15 protein-coding genes are annotated in these 17292 nt (G+C 64.3%); 12 read left to right on the top strand and 3 right to left on the bottom strand.

Going from position 1 to position 17292, the window contains the following annotated elements; all coding sequences use genetic code 11:
• Window positions 1-39: 39 nt before the first annotated feature.
• Window positions 40-1416 carry a glutamine synthetase family protein gene (locus GV819_RS28845; protein WP_161759429.1) on the bottom strand — a complete coding sequence of 459 codons (1377 nt, stop codon included), beginning with the start codon at window positions 1414-1416 and terminating at the stop codon, window positions 40-42.
• Between the two features lie 266 nt (window positions 1417-1682).
• Between GV819_RS28845 and GV819_RS28850 the strand changes: the two genes are divergently transcribed.
• The 8 genes from GV819_RS28850 to GV819_RS28885 all read left to right on the top strand — a co-directional run bounded on the left by GV819_RS28850 (window position 1683) and on the right by GV819_RS28885 (window position 9568).
• Window positions 1683-2438, top strand: a complete 756-nt coding sequence (locus GV819_RS28850; RefSeq protein WP_161759430.1) for a gamma-glutamyl-gamma-aminobutyrate hydrolase family protein — start codon at window positions 1683-1685, stop codon at window positions 2436-2438.
• 235 nt (window positions 2439-2673) lie between these two features.
• Entirely contained in the window at window positions 2674-3816 is a 1143-nt protein-coding gene (potA, locus tag GV819_RS28855; protein WP_161759431.1) for a polyamine ABC transporter ATP-binding protein, read from the top strand.
• A gap of 29 nt (window positions 3817-3845) precedes the next feature.
• Window positions 3846-4727, top strand: a complete 882-nt coding sequence (locus GV819_RS28860; RefSeq protein ID WP_178125163.1) for an ABC transporter permease subunit — start codon at window positions 3846-3848, stop codon at window positions 4725-4727.
• On the top strand, window positions 4724-5620 hold the full coding sequence (locus tag GV819_RS28865; RefSeq protein ID WP_161759433.1) for an ABC transporter permease subunit: 897 nt from the start codon (window positions 4724-4726) through the stop codon (window positions 5618-5620). The genes GV819_RS28860 and GV819_RS28865 overlap by 4 nt, the downstream gene beginning before the upstream one ends.
• Before the next feature lie 135 nt (window positions 5621-5755).
• A complete protein-coding gene (locus tag GV819_RS28870) occupies window positions 5756-6853 on the top strand; it encodes a polyamine ABC transporter substrate-binding protein (protein ID WP_161759434.1) in 1098 nt (365 codons plus the stop codon).
• Between the two features lie 388 nt (window positions 6854-7241).
• Entirely contained in the window at window positions 7242-7766 is a 525-nt protein-coding gene (locus GV819_RS28875) for a DUF2867 domain-containing protein (RefSeq protein WP_161759435.1), read from the top strand.
• 22 nt (window positions 7767-7788) lie between these two features.
• Complete coding sequence (gene solA, locus GV819_RS28880) at window positions 7789-8958, top strand: N-methyl-L-tryptophan oxidase (protein ID WP_161759460.1); 1170 nt, start codon at window positions 7789-7791, stop codon at window positions 8956-8958.
• A 169-nt stretch (window positions 8959-9127) separates the two neighbouring features.
• Complete coding sequence (locus GV819_RS28885) at window positions 9128-9568, top strand: CBS domain-containing protein (RefSeq protein WP_161759436.1); 441 nt, start codon at window positions 9128-9130, stop codon at window positions 9566-9568.
• Window positions 9569-10280: 712 nt separating this feature from the next.
• Here the strand turns inward: GV819_RS28885 and GV819_RS28890 are convergent.
• Window positions 10281-11627 (bottom strand): ATP-binding protein, encoded by a 1347-nt coding sequence (locus tag GV819_RS28890; RefSeq protein WP_161759437.1) that lies wholly within the window; start codon window positions 11625-11627, stop codon window positions 10281-10283.
• Window positions 11624-12283 carry a response regulator transcription factor gene (locus tag GV819_RS28895; protein ID WP_161759438.1) on the bottom strand — a complete coding sequence of 220 codons (660 nt, stop codon included), beginning with the start codon at window positions 12281-12283 and terminating at the stop codon, window positions 11624-11626. The genes GV819_RS28890 and GV819_RS28895 overlap by 4 nt, the downstream gene beginning before the upstream one ends.
• 247 nt (window positions 12284-12530) lie before the next feature.
• On the opposite strand from GV819_RS28895, the gene GV819_RS28900 reads away from it, so the two are divergent.
• From GV819_RS28900 to GV819_RS28915, 4 genes are read left to right on the top strand one after another with little or no spacing between them, the layout of a single operon-like run.
• Window positions 12531-13001 carry a DUF2271 domain-containing protein gene (locus tag GV819_RS28900; protein ID WP_161759439.1) on the top strand — a complete coding sequence of 157 codons (471 nt, stop codon included), beginning with the start codon at window positions 12531-12533 and terminating at the stop codon, window positions 12999-13001.
• Window positions 13002-13027: 26 nt separating this feature from the next.
• A complete protein-coding gene (locus GV819_RS28905) occupies window positions 13028-15217 on the top strand; it encodes a PepSY domain-containing protein (protein WP_161759440.1) in 2190 nt (729 codons plus the stop codon).
• A complete protein-coding gene (locus GV819_RS28910) occupies window positions 15207-16181 on the top strand; it encodes an FAD:protein FMN transferase (RefSeq protein WP_178126126.1) in 975 nt (324 codons plus the stop codon). The genes GV819_RS28905 and GV819_RS28910 overlap by 11 nt, the downstream gene beginning before the upstream one ends.
• Window positions 16182-16237: 56 nt before the next feature.
• Window positions 16238-16939, top strand: coding sequence for a VIT1/CCC1 transporter family protein (locus GV819_RS28915; RefSeq protein WP_161759442.1), 702 nt, complete (start codon window positions 16238-16240; stop codon window positions 16937-16939).
• Window positions 16940-17292: the final 353 nt, after the last annotated feature.

The raw sequence follows: 17292 nt of genomic DNA on the forward strand, positions 1-17292 counted from the left end.
GGCTCGGCGCGTGTTCGTACAGGCCCCAAGGAACGGCCATCAGACCGTGTGCAGGTACCAGTTGTATTCCAGGTCGGAAATGGAGTTTTCGAACTCCGCCAACTCGCTTTCCTTACAGGCGACAAACACGTCGATGTACATCGGGTCGATGTACTTGGCCATCACTTCGCTGTCGTCCAGCACTCGCAGGGCGTCACGCAGGTTGGTCGGCAGGCTTTGTTCATTCTGCTCGTAGGAATTGCCTTCAACCGGCTCACCCGGGTCGATCTTGTTGGTCAGGCCGTGGTGAATACCCGCCAGCACCGAGGCCATCAGCAGGTAAGGGTTGGCGTCGGCGCCAGCAACCCGGTGCTCGATGCGAACCGCGTCGGCGGAACCGGTGGGCACGCGCACGGCCACGGTGCGGTTGTCGATGCCCCAGGTCGGCGAGTTCGGTACGTAGAACTGCGCACCGAAACGACGGTAGGAGTTGACGTTAGGGCAAAGGAACGCCATCTGCTGCGGCAGGGTGTCCAGTACGCCGCCGATGGCGTGGCGCAGGGCCTCGTTGCTCGCTGGATCATCGGTGGCAAAGATGTTATTGCCTTGCTTGTCGAGGATCGAGATGTGCACGTGCAGGCCGTTGCCCGCCTGGCCCGGGTAGGGCTTGGCCATGAAGGTGGTGTCCATTTCATGGTCGTAGGCGATGTTTTTCACCAGGCGCTTGAGCAACACCGCGTAGTCGCAGGCTTTGATCGGGTCGCTGACGTGGTGCAGGTTGACTTCGAACTGCGCCGGGGCGCTTTCCTTGACGATGGCGTCGGCGGGGATGCCCTGCTCTTTCGCGCCTTCGAGGATGTCTTGCAGGCAGTCGACGTATTCGTCGAGGTCATCGATCAGGTAGACCTGGGTCGAGTGCGGACGCTTGCCGGAGATCGGCGAGCGCGGCGACTGCGGCCGGCCGTTCACGTTGTCCTGGTCGATCAGGTAGAACTCCAGCTCGAAGGCGGCACAGATGGTCAGGCCCAGTTCGTCGAACTTGCTCACCACCTGGCGCAGCACTTCCCGCGGGTCGGCGAAGAAAGGCTGGCCTTCAATCTCGTGCATGGTCATCAGCAGTTGCGCGGTGGGGCGCTTCTGCCAAGGCTCGACGCACAGGGTGCCGGGGATCGGGTAGCAGATGCGGTCGGCATCACCGATGTCCAGGCCCAGGCCGGTGCTTTCCACCGTGGAGCCGTTGATATCCAGGGCAAACAGCGAGGCCGGCAGGTTAATGCCCTTCTCATAGACCTTGTGCAGCGCGGTGCGCTCGATGCGCTTGCCGCGCACCACACCGTTCATGTCTGCAATCAGCAGATCGACGTAGAGAATCTCGGGGTGTTTTTTCAGGAAAGCATTGGCTTCATTGAGTTGAATGGCACGCGGGGGGACCGACATGATGCACCTATTGTGTTAATTATTATGTTCACTGCTGTGACACGACAGCAGTCAATCCGAAAGAAAAACCGAAGTCAAGGGCCAAAATTGGTGGCTGACCGTCAATTATTTTATCCCCATCAATGCCAATACGCAGCGCAATCCGCGCCACTCAAGGGTTTCGGACGAATAGAGGTTAGAATTTTTTACATTGAAGTTGTTAATTAAAATAAACGCGGATAAGCTCTGGAAAAACTCGTTCCAGCGTGAATTTCGAGGTGATAAAAATGGCACTCAAGCCATTGATCGGCGTTACTGCGTGCATCAAAGAGATCGGCCTGCACCCCTACCACGTCAGCGGCGACAAGTACTTGCGTGCTGTCAGCGTCGCGGCCGAGGGCCTGCCCCTGATCGTTCCTTCCCTGGCGGACCTGATTGATATCGAGGATCTGCTGCGACAAGTGGATGGGCTGCTGTTTACCGGCTCGCCGTCCAATGTCGAACCCTTCCACTACCAAGGCACTCCCAGCGAGCCGGGCACCGCCCACGACCCGCAGCGCGATGCCACCACCCTGCCCCTGCTGCGCGCCGCCATTGTGGCCGGCGTGCCGGTGCTCGGCATCTGCCGTGGCTTCCAGGAGATGAACGTGGCCTTTGGCGGCAGCCTGCACCAGAAGGTGCATGAACTGCCGGGCTACATGGATCACCGCGAAGCCGACGATCCACGCATCGAGGTGCAGTACGCCCCGGCGCACTCGGTGGCGATCCAGCCCGGCGGTGTGTTCGAAGCCATGGGCCTGGCCGGCGAGATCCAGGTCAACTCGATCCACAGTCAGGGCATCGACCGCGTCGCCCCCGGGCTGCGGGTCGAAGCCGTGGCGCCGGATGGCCTGGTGGAGGCGGTGTCGGTGGAACACAGCAAGGCCTTTGCCTTCGGCGTGCAGTGGCACCCGGAATGGCAGGTGCTGTCGAATCCGGCCTACCTGCGGATCTTCCAGACTTTTGGCCAGGCGTGCCGGCAACGGGCCGCGCAACGTCGCTGAGCGCCAATCAAAAAACCCAGGCATTCAATAAGAGTCACCACGCCCGGTCCTGCGGCGAGCGCGCTTGTGCGCGCCCGACGTTCGACCTGAGCAACACACGGCAAGACCACAACAACAAATAGCGTCAGGCCGCCAGGAAGGCAGCGCCGAATCAACCCGCTCCCCCGCGGGTTGGCAATCAACCTTTGAGCCGGGCCGTATTGGCCCCGCTGCTGACACCTGTTGGGAGTTTCACATGGCAAACGCCTCCAGCACTTACCGCAAGGCCCTCGAAGGCAACCAGAGCCCGCAAAAGGTCCTGGTTAAAATCGACCGCGTGACCAAGAAGTTCGATGAAACCGTGGCCGTGGACGATGTGTCCCTGGAGATCCACCAGGGCGAGATCTTCGCCCTGCTGGGCGGTTCCGGTTCCGGAAAGTCCACCCTGCTGCGCATGCTCGCCGGCTTCGAACGCCCCACCGAAGGCCGCATCCTGCTGGATGGCGTGGACATCACCGACATGCCGCCCTACGAGCGGCCGATCAACATGATGTTCCAGTCCTACGCTTTGTTCCCGCACATGACTGTGGCGCAGAACATCGCCTTCGGCCTCAAGCAGGATCGCCTGCCGGCCAGCGAGATCGATGCCCGGGTCGAGGAAATGCTCAAGCTGGTGCACATGACCCAGTACGCCAAGCGCAAGCCGCACCAGCTGTCCGGCGGCCAGCGCCAGCGCGTGGCCCTGGCCCGCTCCCTGGCCAAGCGCCCGAAGCTGTTGCTGCTCGATGAGCCCATGGGCGCGCTGGACAAGAAGCTGCGCTCGCAGATGCAGCTTGAGCTTGTCGAGATCATCGAACGGGTCGGCGTGACCTGCGTGATGGTGACCCACGACCAGGAAGAAGCCATGACCATGGCCGAACGCATCGCCATCATGCACCTGGGCTGGATCGCCCAGACCGGCAGCCCGGTGGACATCTACGAGGCGCCGGTGAGCCGCCTGGTGTGCGAATTCATCGGTAACGTCAACGCCTTCGACGGCACCGTTACCGAAGACCTGGAAGGCTACGCGATCATCAACTGCCCGGACCTGCAACAGCAGATTTACGTCGGCCACGGGGTCAGTACCTCGGTGCAGGACAAGTCGGTGACCTACGCCATCCGCCCGGAAAAGATGCTGGTCACTACCCTCAAGCCCGACGCCCGCTACAACTGGTCCAAGGGCAAGGTGCATGACATCGCCTACCTCGGCGGCCACTCGGTGTTCTACGTCGAGCTGCCCGGCGGCAAGATCGTCCAGTCGTTCATGGCCAACGCCGAGCGCCGTGGCGCGCGGCCGACCTGGGACGACGATGTCTATGTCTGGTGGGAAGACGACAGCGGCGTGGTACTGCGCACATGAGCACTCTCAATCAGCGTTTGATCCGTGTGCTGCCCAGCGGTCGCAAGCTGGTGATTGGCATTCCTTTCCTCTGGCTGTTCCTGTTCTTCATGCTGCCGTTCTTCCTGGTGATGAAGATCAGCTTCTCGGAAGCGGCCCTGGCGATTCCGCCCTATACGGAGATCTACAGCTACGCCGAACAGAAATTCCAGCTGCTGCTGAACCTCGGCAACTATGGCCTGCTGGCCGGTGACGAGCTGTACATCTCGGCCTACCTGGGTTCGCTGAAGGTGGCCCTGCTCAGCACCCTGATGTGCCTGGCGGTGGGTTTCCCCATGGCCTACGCCATCTCCAAGACCGGCAAGGACACGCAAAACGTCCTGCTGCTGCTGATCATGATGCCGACCTGGACCGCGATCCTGATCCGCGTCTACGCCTGGATGGGCATCCTCAGCAACAACGGCCTGCTCAATGCGTTCCTGCTGTGGACCGGGCTGATCTCGCAGCCGATCGAAATCCTCAACACCAACACCGCCGTCTATATAGGCGTGGTCTACGCCTACCTGCCGTTCATGGTGCTGCCGCTGTACGCCAACCTGGTGAAGCACGACCAGAGCCTGCTGGAGGCTGCCTCGGACCTGGGTTCGAGCAACTTCAACAATTTCTGGAAGATCACTGTGCCCCTGGCCAAGAACGGCATCATCGCCGGCTGCATGCTGGTGTTCATTCCGGTGGTGGGCGAGTTCGTGATCCCGGAACTGCTGGGCGGCCCGGAAACCCTGATGATCGGCCGCGTGCTGTGGCAGGAGTTTTTCAACAACCGTGACTGGCCGGTGGCCTCGGCCCTGGCGGTGGTGATGCTGGCGATCCTGATTGTTCCAATCTTGCTGTTCAACCGCAGCCAGGCCAAAGAGATGGAGGCACGGGCATGAAACGTTTCGAATTTTCCAAACTGATGCTGGTGTTCGGCCTGTTGTTCATCTACCTGCCGATGCTGATCCTGGTGATCTACTCGTTCAACGCCTCGAAGCTGGTGACGGTGTGGGGCGGCTGGTCGATCAAGTGGTACGTCGGCCTGCTGGATAACCAGCAGTTGATGGGCTCGGTGGCGCGCTCCCTGGAGATCGCCTGCTACACCGCCGTCGCCGCAGTGGCCCTGGGCACCCTGGCGGCCTTCGTGCTGACCCGGGTCACCCGCTTCAAGGGCCGCACGCTGTTCGGCGGCCTGGTCACCGCGCCGCTGGTGATGCCTGAAGTGATCACCGGTTTGTCGTTGCTGTTGCTGTTCGTGGCCATGGCGCAATTGATCGGCTGGCCGATGGAGCGTGGCATCGTCACCATCTGGATTGCCCACACCACATTCTGCGCTGCCTATGTAGCCGTGGTAGTCTCCGCGCGCCTGCGGGAACTGGACCTGTCCATCGAAGAAGCGGCCATGGACCTGGGGGCACGACCATTCAAGGTGTTCTTCCTGATCACCATCCCGATGATCGCGCCGTCCCTGGCGGCCGGCGGCATGATGTCCTTTGCCCTGTCCCTGGATGACCTGGTGCTGGCCAGCTTCGTGTCCGGCCCGGGTTCCACCACCTTGCCGATGGAAGTGTTCTCGGCGGTGCGCCTGGGGGTCAAACCCGAGATCAACGCCGTGGCCAGCCTGATTTTGCTGGCGGTGTCCCTGGTGACCTTCCTGGTCTGGTACTTTGGCCGCCGCGCCGAAGCCAATCGCAAACGCGCGATCCAGGAAGCCATGGATTTCACCGCCAATGAATCCTGGCAGCCACCGGCGGCAAAAAAACCGGCTGTATCGACGCCTGCGACAGCCTGAGCCGCCGCTTCGCCAGCAAGCTGGCTCCTACGGACCACACAAACCTGTAGGAGCCGGCTTGCCGGCGAAGGCGTCCACCCCGATATCCACCTTGCAAACGCAGCAATCTGCACAATAAGAAATGGAGTTGTAGTGATGAAAATGCTTGGCAGGACTCTGCTCTCACTGTCCTTGATGGGCGTACTGGTTACCGCTGCCCAGGCCAACGACAAAGTGCTGCGCGTCTACAACTGGTCGGACTATATCGCCCCGGACACCCTGAAGAAGTTCGAGGCCGAGACCGGTATCCACGTCACCTACGACGTGTTCGACAGCAACGAAACCCTGGAAGCGCGCCTGCTCACCGGCAAATCGGGCTACGACATCGTAGTGCCGTCCAACAGCTTCCTGGCCAAGCAGATCAAGGCCGGGGTCTACCAGCCCCTGGACAAGTCGCGGTTGAGCAACTGGAAGAACCTCAACCCGGTGCTGCTGAAGAACGCTTCCGCCAGCGACCCGGACAACGCCCACGCCTTCCCTTATATGTGGGGCTCGATCGGCATCGGCTATAACCCGGACAAGGTCAAGGCCGTCTTGGGTGCCACCGCACCGACCAACTCCTGGGACCTGCTGTTCAAGCCGGAGAACGCCGAGAAGCTCAAAGCCTGCGGCATCAGCTTCCTCGACTCACCGACCGAAATGATCCCTGCGGCCCTGCACTACCTGGGCTACCCGGTCACCAGCAAGGACAAGGCACAGATCCTCGAAGCCGAGGCGCTGTTCATGAAGATCCGCCCTTACGTGACCTACTTCCATTCGTCGAAGTACATCTCCGACCTGGCCAACGGCAACATCTGCGTAGCCGTGGGTTACTCCGGCGACGTGCTGCAGGCGCGTTCCCGCGCCGAAGAGGCCGGCAACAAGGAGAAGGTCGCGTTCAGCATTCCCAAGGAAGGCGCCGGCAGCTTCTACGACATGATGGCGATCCCCAAGGATGCGACCAACGTCGACAACGCCTACCTGTTCATGAACTTCCTGATGCGCGCGGACATCATCGCCGAGGTCACCAACAGCCTGGGCTACAGCAACGCCAACTCGGCGGCCACGCCGCTGGTGGACGAAGCGATCCGCAACGACCCGGCGTCGTACCCACCGCAGGCGGTACTGGCGACCCTGTACGCCGTACCTGACCAGCCGATTGCCATCCAGCGCGTGATGAACCGTGGCTGGACGCGGATCAAGCTCGGCAAGTAACCCTCGTTGCCCGCCTGCGCGGCGGCCCCCCTCTTCCGTTCACGTCGCGCCTTACCACCGCGACACTTCTGCGAACGGCTTCACCCCGCTCCCTCGGCTGGGGTGAATCCTTGGCGCCTTCGGGCGCCTTTTTTGTGCCTGCCCCAAAGCCGCAAGAGCGCAAGCAACGGTCGCGGCGGACAGGCGCAACCGCACTGGCAGCGGTTCTGCAAGCCAGCGGCCGGGCAATCCCGGCCCAAGGCTGGCTGCAAGGCCACAGAGTAGCCGCCAAGCACCGCCTCAGAGCACTGGCGATAGAGCCCTTGGAAACCTCACCGACGACGCAGTAAAGTGGCCCCCCGCCCATCGCCACCTGCGCTATCGGGCATTGCTTCCAAGGATCGGTTCCATGCCAGCCAGCGTCACTGCCTGCTCGTTGCTCGCCTCGTCGAGCATCGCCGCCTTCGCCCCGGGCGCGACCTTCATCGACTGCCGCCACACCCTGGCGAATGACCCCGAACGTACGGCCATGCGCCACCTGCTGATCCTGATGAGCCAGACCCCGGCCTGGATCGAGCGGATGATGGGCCTGCGCAACCGCGTGGTGCAGCTGTTCGGCCTCAAGGACCTGGGGCACCTGAGGCACATCGACCTGGCCCGGGCGGACGAGGATTACCAGGCGGGCGACCGGGTCGGCATCTTCACCCTGATCTCCCAGAGCCCCGACGAGGTGCTGGTGGTGGACCGCGACAAGCACCTGGACGTTTACCTGTCCCTCAACCGCCTACCGCTGACCGCCGAGGGCCAACGCCCGGTGGTGCTGTCGACCCTGGTCCACCCGCACAATCTGCTGGGGCGCCTGTACATGCTGCCGGTGGCGCCGTTCCATCGGATCATCGCACCCATGACCCTGGCCAATATCAATGCCCACTAAACCGCCCCTCAAGGATTTTGCCGTGCAGACACCCGAGTTCGATGTTGTTGTCGTGGGCCTGGGCGCCATGGGCGCCGCCACTCTCTATCAGCTGGCCAAGCGCGGCGTGAAGGTCGCGGGCATCGACCGTTTCGCCCCGCCCCACGACCAGGGCTCCAGCCACGGCGACACCCGCATCACCCGCCAGGCGGTGGGCGAAGGCGCGGCCTATGTACCCCTGGCGATCCGTTCGCAACAGATCTGGCGCGAGCTGGAAGCCGAGCTCGAGGTCGAGCTGTTCGAGCAGTGCGGGGTACTGGTGATGACCGCCAGCACCCCGGCGCAACGCCCGGCGAATGAACAGGACTTCACCGACCACAGCATCGAACTGGCCCGGCGCTACGGGATCGAGCACGAAGTGCTGGACGCCAACGGGATTCGCCAGCGCTTCCCGCAGTTCGCACCTCTGGATGACAGCGCCCGGGGCTACTTCGAACCCGGCGGCGGCTATGTGCGTCCGGAACGCTGCATCGACGCGCAACTGACCCGTGCCCGGCAACTGGGGGCAACCCTGATCACCGGCCAGACGGTGCTGGAGCTGAAGCCTCAGGATGACGGGGTGCACATCATCAGCGACGGCTCGCGGCTGTTTGCCCGGCAAGTCATTGTCAGCGCCGGCATGTGGTCCGCGCAGTTGCTGGGCGCGCCCTTCGATTCGCTGCTGCAGGTGTGCCGCCAGCAGCTGTACTGGTTCCGCCTGGATGAACCCGAGCGCTACCCGGCCCGCTCCCCCAGCTTCATCCTCCACAGCGCCGATGACGTGGACGCCTGCTACGGCTTTCCGCCGATTCCCGGCGAAGGCAGCGTGAAGATCGCCACTGAGCAATACAGCGCCAGCAGCCAGCCCGACAGCCTCGACCGCCAGCCCAGCAGCGCCGACGCCCAGCGCCTGTTCCGCGACCTGGTGGCACCGCATATCGCTGGCCTGGCGCCCGAACTGGTGAAATCCAGCGTCTGCGCCTACACCGTGACCGCGGATTCGGGCTTCATCATCGACCGCCACCCGCACCTGGCCAATGTCACCGTGGTCAGCGCCTGCTCCGGCCATGGCTTCAAGCATTCGGCGGCGATTGGCGAGGCCCTGGCGCAACAGCAGGTGGACGGACGCAGCAAAATCGACCTGAGCAGTTTTTCCCTGCAGCGCTTCAACTGATAACCACGGCCCTGTTTCGGGGGCCGCGATGAAAAAAAATCTGCAGGCTGGCGTTTTTCGCTGCTTATCTGCCGTTTTCAGCCTTGCCGGTTGGCCCAGTCTCTACGATTCTTTAGAAACCCCTCAGGGCGACGTATCGCCGCCCCACGTAGAACAACCGGAGCGCCCCATGAAGAGCGTCGCAGAACTGCTGAAACTCAAGGCCAAGCACAACCAGCAAGTGCACACCATTGCCCCGCACCAGATGGTCCTGGAAGCGCTGATGCTGATGGCCGAGAAAAACGTCGGCGCCTTGCCAGTGATGGAGCACGGCGTGGTGGTCGGGGTCATCAGCGAGCGTGACTATGCGCGCAAGCTGGTGCTCCATGGCCGCTCCTCGGTGGGCACCCCGGTGAGCGCGATCATGAGTTCGCCGGTGATCACCGTGGACACCCACCAGAGCGTGGATCGCTGCATGAGCATCATGACCGAGAGCCATCTGCGGCACCTGCCGGTGGTGGAGAACGGCCAGTTGCTGGGTTTGCTGTCCATTGGCGACCTGGTCAAGGAAGCGATTGCCGAGCAGGCCGACCTGATCCGCCAGCTGGAGCAGTACATCCGCGGCGAATAACCCCGCAAGCCTTGCATCGCCCCAACCGGCGCCTTCGCTGGCAAGCCAGCTCCTACACAAGCCCCACAAGATTGCACAGCCCCCGTAGGAGCCGGCTTGCCGGCGAACAGGCTCGCAAGCCTTACATCGCCCCAACCAACGCCTTCGCTGGCAAGCCAGCTCCTACACAAACCCCACAAAATTGCACAGCCCCGTAGGAGCCGGCTTGCCGGCGAACAGGCTCGCAAGCCTTGCATCGCCCCAACCGACGCCTTCGCTGGCAAGCCAGCTCCTACACAAGCCCCACAGAATTGCACAGCCCCCCCGTAGGAGCCGGCTTGCCGGCGAACAGGCTCGCAAGCCTTGCATCGCCCTAACCAGCGCCTTCGCTGGCAAGCCAGCTCCTACACAAGCCCCACAAAATTGCACAGCCCCCGTAGGAGCAGGCTTGCCGGCGAACAGGCTCGCAAGCCTTGCATCGCCCTAACCAGCGCCTTCGCTGGCAAGCCAGCTCCTACACAAGCCCCACAAAACTGCACAGTCCCCGTAGGAGCCGGCTTGCCGGCGAACAGGCTCGCAAGCCTTGCATCGCCCTAACCAGCGCTTTCGCTGGCAAGCCAGCTCCTACACAAGCCCCACAAATTGCACAGCCCCCGTAGGAGCCGGCTTGCCGGCGAACAGGTTCGCAAGCCTTGCATCGCCCCAACCGGCGCCTTCGCTGGCAAGCCAGCTCCTACAGTGGGTGGGGCGGTGTCTGGACGGGGAATTGCACGCGAACTTCGAATCCATCGTCACGGCCGCTGGCCGGTGAGGCCAGTTGCAGTTGGCCGCCCACGCCCTGGACGATGCTCTGGGCAATCGCCAGCCCCAGCCCGGAACCGCTGGCCTCGCTGTTGCCGCGCACGAAACGTTCAGTCAGGCGTTGCAGTACGTCCGCTGGTACCAGCGGCCCGCCATTGCTTACCCGCAAACAACCGTCGGCGCTAAGGCTGACATCCACCGGCTGTGCCGGATCGCCGTACTTCAGGGCATTCTCGATCAGGTTGCGCAGCAGGATGCCAAAGGCGTCCGGATCGATGGCGGTGCACACCTGGGTCACCTCCGGCAGCTGCAGTTGAATCCGTGGGGCGCCGCCGCGATTCCACTCCGCAACGCCATGGGCCAGCAGCGGAATCAGGTCCTCGGGGGTTTCGGACAACAGCCCGCCGCCCTCGGCCTTGGCCAGTTGCATGAGCTTTTCCGAGAGCCGGGCCAGCTCCCGCAGCGCGTTCTCGATCTTCGCCGCCCGTACCTGCAGCGGGCCTTGCGGGGCTTCCTGGCGCAGGCGCTGGATCTGCGCCAGGGTCGCCGCCAGGGGCGTGCGCAGTTCATGGGCGCTGTTGGCGGTAAAGCTGCGCTCGGTTTCCAGGGCCTTGCGCAGGCGCTCCAACAGATGGTTGACCGCTTCTGCCAGGGGATCGATTTCTGCCGGCAGGCGCGCCACCTTGATCGGTGACAAGTCGCCCACGCCCCTTGCCTCCACCGCCCGCCGATAAGCCAGCACGCTGCGCAGGCTGACCCGGACGAACAGCCAGGTGCCCAACAGGCTGATGGGGATCAAGCCAAGCAAGGGCAGCAGCAAGGCAAACAGCGCCTCCCGGGTGGCTTCGCGGCGATGGGCCAGGGGCTCGGCGATTTCGATGACGATCGAGCCATTCTCGACGCTGGCGCTGTACAGGCGGTAGTGGTCGGTGGTGGTAAAGCCCGGGGCGGTTCGGTGGCTGAAGATCTTCAGCTTGGCGTCGTGGGAGCGCATCAGGATCCGCCCTTCGGCATCGCGCACCAGGTAAGTCAGGTACTCGCTGTCCATCTTCAGGGTCGCCACGTGACGTGCCCGGCGCGGCCCGCTGCGGTTGCCGATCTCCAGCGCAGCCAGGGGCAGAAGACGCTGGGCAGTCGCTTCCAGGGCGCTGTCGAAGGTTTCGTTCAGTTCATGCTGGATCACCAGCCAGGTGCCGGCAGTGGCCCCCAGCCAAAGCAGGGTCATGCCCAGGGTCAGCCCCAGGCTCAGGCGTTTTTGCAGGCTGATCGGGCGCTTCATCCGGGCATCAGCCGGTAGCCCATGCCGCGCACGGTTTCGATCAGTTCGCGCCCAAGTTTCTTGCGCAAACGGCTGACGTAGACCTCGATGGTGTTGCTCTCGATTTCCGCGCCGAAGGCATACAGCCGCTCCTCCAGCTGGGATTTGGAGAGCAAGGCACTGGGGCGCTGGACAAAGGCCTCGAACACCGCCCATTCGCGGGCGGTGAGGTCGACGATAGTGCCACCGCGCTGCACGGTACGGGCGCTCAGGTCCACCTGCAGCTCGCCGAGGCGGATCTGTGGATTGGGGTTGCCGCTGTAGCGCCGGGCCACCGCGGCGACCCGCGCCGACAGTTCGAACAGGTCGAAGGGCTTGACCAGGTAGTCGTCGGCGCCGGCATTGAGCCCGGCGATGCGCTCGGAAATCTGGTCCTGGGCGGTGAGGATAATCACCGGCGTCACGTCCCCGGCGCTGCGCCGCTGGCGTAAAAACTCCAGGCCGCGCCCGTCGGGCAGCATCAGGTCCAGCAAGATCAGGTCGTAGGACGTGCTGGCGACACCGGCCCGGGCCTGCTCCAGGCGCTGTACCCAATCCACGGCATGGCCATCGTCGGCGATCTGCTCACGCACCGCCTCCCCCAATCCCGCCGCATCCTCGACCAATAACACCCGCATCGACGCTCTCTCCTGATCTGTGTGGTGACGCAGCTTAACCGCCGAACCTGACGTGAATCTGAAGCCCCCCAGCGGTGGCCAGGAATAACCCTCAGGTTAACCACAACGCCCTCTGGCCACCGGAGCCAGATCAGCAAAAGCAGCTGTTGCGCAGACAGCGTCTGGCTCGGCTTTTTTTCAACGCCCTTCAGGTTGCTGTCAGCTAAACAGCCCAGGCTGCAGGCACATTTCTTCAAAGGACCGCCTCATGAAAACCCTTGTTGTCGCCAGTTGCCTCGCCACCGCCATGGCCCTGCCGGGGCTGGCCCAGGCCCGTGAAGTGACGCTGACCACCCACCTCAAGCCCTACAACGGCAGTGGCGCCTACTTGGCGATCTACCTCACCGACGCCCAAGGCGTCTATCAACAGACCCTGTGGGTCGCCGGCAAGAAGGCCAAATACTACAAGCACCTGTCGGGCTGGGCTCGGGGCAGTGGCCTGGCGCCGGCCCAGTACGACGGCATCAGCGGTGCCAGCGTCGGCAGCGGCGAGACCCTGACCGTCAGTGCCGAGCTGGCAGACAGCCTGATCGACGCCGGGTATCAGATCCGCATCGACAGCGCCGTGGAGGACCTGCGCGATGTCCGTGCCGAGCTCATCCTGCCGCTGACGCTCCAGGGCGCGGGCCAGCCGGCCAACGGCAGTACCTATGTGCAGTCGTTGCGCTACGACCTGTAATCACCTCGCTGCCAGGAGACTCAATCATGCTGCGCTCGTTGCACGCAATTCCCGGGCTGATCGCCGCCGTGCTGGTGATGCTGCTGGCCATCAGCGGCGCGACCCTGGCGCTGAACCCGGCGCTGGAACACCTGCACACGCCACAACCGGCGGCCGGGCAGGTCTCGGTCGGGCAACTGGCCGGGCGCCTCGCCGCGCATCTGCAGGGGGTGGAGCGGATCCAGCGCACGCCTTCGGGCACGCTGATCGTCTACCACAGCCAGGACGGCCAGGCCGTGGCCAGCAGCGTCGACCCGCTGACCGGCGAGGTGCTCGCACCTTACGCGCCGTCGTCCTTCAGCCGCTGGGTCAAGGAGCTGCACCGCTCGCTGTTCCTCGGTACTGCGGGCCACGGCGTAACCGCCCTGGGCGCCCTGGCGCTGCTCTTGCTGTCTATCTCCGGGGCCTCGCTGCTGGCTCGCCGCGCCGGTGGCTGGGGCAAGCTGCTGCGCCCGCTGCGAGGCAACTTCAGCCAGCGTTGGCACGCCGAGCTCGGGCGCCTGGCCACCCTTGGCCTGTTGCTGTCGGCCCTGAGCGGGCTGTACCTGGCGGCCAGCACCTTCGGCCTGATCGCCGAGGGCAGCCAGAGCGAACCGGCCTTGCCCTCCGCACTCAGCACCGGCCCCGCACTGCCGGTGGCCAACCTGCCGGCGCTGCAGGCGCTCGACCTGAACGACCTGCGTGAACTGGTCTACCCCGCAGACCCCCAGGACCTCTACGCCCTGCGTACCACCGCTGGCGAAGGCTATGTCGATCCGGCCAGCGGCGCCCTGCTGTCCTTCCAGCCTTATGACGCTACGCACCACGCCTATGCCCTCCTCTACCAACTGCACACCGGCGAGGGCCTGTGGTGGCTCGGTCTGTTGCTGGGAAGCTGCGCCCTCAGCGTGCCGTTCATGAGCATCACCGGCCTGCTGCTGTGGTGGCGCCGGCGCCGTGCCGACACACCGATCCGCGACAACAGCCCGGCCCGCAGCGCCGATTGCATCATCCTGGTGGGCAGCGAAAACCACAGCACCTGGGGTTTTGCCCGCACCCTGCAGCAGACCCTGGTGGCGGCTGGACGCAAGGTCCACAGCGCGCCGATGAACCAGCTGCAAAGCAACTACCCCATGGCCCGCGAGTTGCTGATTCTCAGTGCCACCCACGGCGATGGCGATGCCCCGGCCTCGGCCAGCGGGTTCCTGTCACGCCTGGGACAACATCCACTGGCGCCGGAGCTGAAGTTTGCCGTGCTGGGTTTTGGCGACCGCCAGTTCCCGCGCTTCTGCGGCTTTGCCGAGCAGGTGCAGACCGCCTTGGCCGCCAGCGGCGCGCAACCGCTGCTGCCCCTGGACACCATCAACCGCCAATCCCCCCAGGAGTTTCAACGCTGGGGCCGGGCGCTGGGCCAGACCCTGGGCCTGGAGCTGGATTTGCAACATCAGGCCGAAGCCCTGCCCAGCCATTGCCTGGAGCTGGTGGAGTCCGTGGCCTATGGCGCCCAGGTCCAGGCCCCGACCCAGATCCTGCGCTTCAAGGCTCCGACTGACCGCTCCGGGCAAGCGCTGCCCGAGTTCCAGGCCGGCGACCTGGTGGGCATTTTGCCCCCCGGCGGCCAGCAGCCGCGCTTCTATTCCCTGGCCAGCAGTCGCGCCGACGGTGTGTTGGAGATCTGCGTGCGCAAGCACCCCGGCGGCCTGTGCTCGGGTTTTCTCCATGACTTGCAACCGGGTGCGCGGATTCAGGGTTTCATCCAGCCCAACCCGCAATTTCGTCCGCTGCTGGGCGCGCAACCGGTGATCCTGATCGGGGCCGGCACCGGGATCGGCCCCCTGGCGGGTTTTATCCGCGGCAACCGGGCCCGGCAACCGATGCACCTGTACTGGGGCGGGCGCGACCCGGCCTCGGACTTTCTCTACGAGCCGGAACTCAAGGGCTACCTCGCCGACCAGCGCCTGACCGCCCTGCGTGCGGCCTTCTCCCAGGTCCAGGAACATTTCTATGTGCAGGACCGGCTGCTCGCCGATGCCCTGGCCGTGCGCCGGCTGATGGAAAAAGGCGCCCAGGTGCTGGTCTGCGGCAGCCGGGACATGGCCAAGGGAGTGATGCAGGCCCTGGACGAAGTGCTGGCACCGCTCAATCTCAGCGTACTGACCCTCAAGGCCCAAGGACGTTACCGTGAAGATGTCTACTGAAACCGCCGACTGGCAGCGCTACAGCCTCAACGGCCCGACCATGGGCAGCCGCTACACCGCACTGTTCTATGCCGCCCCGGGGTTCGCCACCCAGGACCTTGCCGAGCGCCTGGCCCAGGCCGTGGAACGGGTTGAGCAGCAGATGTCGAGCTGGAACCCCGAGTCCGACCTCAGCCGCCTCAATGCCGCTCCCCCGCATCGCTGGATGACCGTGCCCAGGGAGCTGATGAACGTCATCAGCACCGCTTTGCGGATCAGCGAACAATCCGGCGGGGCCTTTGAGCTCGCCGTGGGTGACCTGGTGCAGGGCTGGGGGTTTGGTCCCGGTACCCGGACCCTGGGTCCGCCGGCCCTGGCTGAGCAAGGCCGCAAGCGCCGCGCCCCGGCCGGCTACGCCTTGGTGCTGGAACCACGGCGCCAGCGCCTGCGCAAGCGCGCCAAGGTGCAGCTGGACCTCAACGGCATTGCCAAGGGCTTTGGCGTCGATGAACTGGCTCGCGCCCTAGACGCCTCGGGCATCCATGATTACCTGGTGGGGATCGACGGCGAAATGCGCGCCAAAGGCAGCAAGCCCGCCGGGCAGCCCTGGACCGTAGCGCTGGAGAAACCCCTGCGCGGCGTACGCGAAGTGATGGGGGTCATGGAAATCAGCAATGCCGCCATCGCCACCTCCGGCGACTACCGGCAGTGGGTGGAGATCGCCGGGCAGTCCTATGCCCACACCCTGGACCCGGCCACCGGCATGCCCCTGGACAATCGCCTGGCGGCGGTCAGCGTAGTGGCCAGCAGTTGCATGCTGGCCGATGCCTGGGCCACTGCGTTGCTGGTGCTCGGTGAAATCGAGGGGCCACGGCTGGCCCAGGAGCGCGGCATGGATGCCTTGTTCGTGATTCGCGACGGTACGCAGTGGCGGGAAGTGTCTATTGTGGGCGGAGAGTTGCAGGCCCGGATCGACACCCGCTGAACCATTGTTCGCTGCCCCAGTATTTTCAACTCCAACAACCTGAGCCCATTAGTCCGATGAAATTCATGCACCGACACCGCGAGCTGCACCGCAACGACCGTATTGGCTGGCTGCGTGCCGCCGTCCTGGGCGCCAACGACGGCATTGTGTCCACCGCCAGCCTGTTGATCGGCGTGGCGGCGGCCAGTGCCAGCCACAGCACGTTGCTGGTGACCGGGATGGCCGGCCTGGTGGCTGGCGCCATGTCCATGGCGGCCGGGGAATACGTTTCCGTGCATTCCCAGGCGGACACCGAACAGGCCGACCTGGCCCGGGAACGGGCGGAGCTGGCCGATAATCACCCAGCCGAACTCAACGAACTGGCGCACATCTATCAGACCCGCGGGGTCGATCCGCAACTGGCGCGACAAGTCGCGGTGCAACTGATGGCCCACGACGCTCTGGGTGCCCATGCCCGGGATGAACTGGGCATCAGCGAAGCCCTGGCGGCCAACCCGCTGCAAGCGGCACTGGCCTCGGCGGCAAGTTTTGTGGTGGGCGCCGCACTGCCCCTGGCGGTGACCTTCCTGGCCCCTGAGCACAAGGTGGTGCCGTGGATTGGCGGTATGTCCCTGGTGTTTCTCGCAAGCCTCGGGGCCGTGGCCGCCCGTGCCGGTGGCGCCAAGGTGCTGCTGGGCGCCTGGCGCGTAACCCTCTGGGGTGCATTGGCCATGGGCATCACTGCCGCTGTCGGCAGCGCCTTTGGCACTGTGGTCTGACGGGCTCAGGCACATGAGCTTGCCAGTGCCCTGACTGGCGCCTGCGCTGGCACACGGCACAGGCCCCGCGCGGCACAAGCTGCCGGGGCTGTTCACCGGACGTTCGGTACTCGGCGGCTCATCAGCTGCTTACGCTGACTACCGGGTCCGGGCTTTCTAAACACCCTGAAATAGTAAATCCAGCCGCTGCGCGCCCCGCCCCAACCCTGGCATCAGGTGCCTGAATACGGGCTCCAGGCGGTCGTCGCAGAGTGCCGAAGCCGATTCTCAAGCAGCCCGGACCTTACTTGCGTCACGAATAAGAAACGTCTTGCCTCCAGCTCTTGTTACCATTGCGCATATTTGCGTGAAGA

This window comes from Pseudomonas sp. Fl5BN2 (assembly GCF_009908205.1).
Lineage (GTDB): Bacteria > Pseudomonadota > Gammaproteobacteria > Pseudomonadales > Pseudomonadaceae > Aquipseudomonas.

Excerpts from the sequence above, each read along its gene's own strand:
- GV819_RS28890 (WP_161759437.1), bottom strand. The coding sequence starts at position 11,627 with ATGAAGCGCCCGATCAGCCTGCAAAAACGCCTGAGCCTGGGGCTGACC.
- potA (WP_161759431.1), top strand. The coding sequence starts at position 2,674 with ATGGCAAACGCCTCCAGCACTTACCGCAAGGCCCTCGAAGGCAACCAG.
- GV819_RS28910 (WP_178126126.1), top strand. The coding sequence starts at position 15,207 with ATGTCTACTGAAACCGCCGACTGGCAGCGCTACAGCCTCAACGGCCCG.
- GV819_RS28915 (WP_161759442.1), top strand. The coding sequence starts at position 16,238 with ATGAAATTCATGCACCGACACCGCGAGCTGCACCGCAACGACCGTATT.
- GV819_RS28895 (WP_161759438.1), bottom strand. The coding sequence starts at position 12,283 with ATGCGGGTGTTATTGGTCGAGGATGCGGCGGGATTGGGGGAGGCGGTG.
- GV819_RS28905 (WP_161759440.1), top strand. The coding sequence starts at position 13,028 with ATGCTGCGCTCGTTGCACGCAATTCCCGGGCTGATCGCCGCCGTGCTG.
- GV819_RS28870 (WP_161759434.1), top strand. The coding sequence starts at position 5,756 with ATGAAAATGCTTGGCAGGACTCTGCTCTCACTGTCCTTGATGGGCGTA.
- GV819_RS28885 (WP_161759436.1), top strand. The coding sequence starts at position 9,128 with ATGAAGAGCGTCGCAGAACTGCTGAAACTCAAGGCCAAGCACAACCAG.
- GV819_RS28850 (WP_161759430.1), top strand. The coding sequence starts at position 1,683 with ATGGCACTCAAGCCATTGATCGGCGTTACTGCGTGCATCAAAGAGATC.
- GV819_RS28845 (WP_161759429.1), bottom strand. The coding sequence starts at position 1,416 with ATGTCGGTCCCCCCGCGTGCCATTCAACTCAATGAAGCCAATGCTTTC.
- GV819_RS28865 (WP_161759433.1), top strand. The coding sequence starts at position 4,724 with ATGAAACGTTTCGAATTTTCCAAACTGATGCTGGTGTTCGGCCTGTTG.
- GV819_RS28900 (WP_161759439.1), top strand. The coding sequence starts at position 12,531 with ATGAAAACCCTTGTTGTCGCCAGTTGCCTCGCCACCGCCATGGCCCTG.
- GV819_RS28875 (WP_161759435.1), top strand. The coding sequence starts at position 7,242 with ATGCCAGCCAGCGTCACTGCCTGCTCGTTGCTCGCCTCGTCGAGCATC.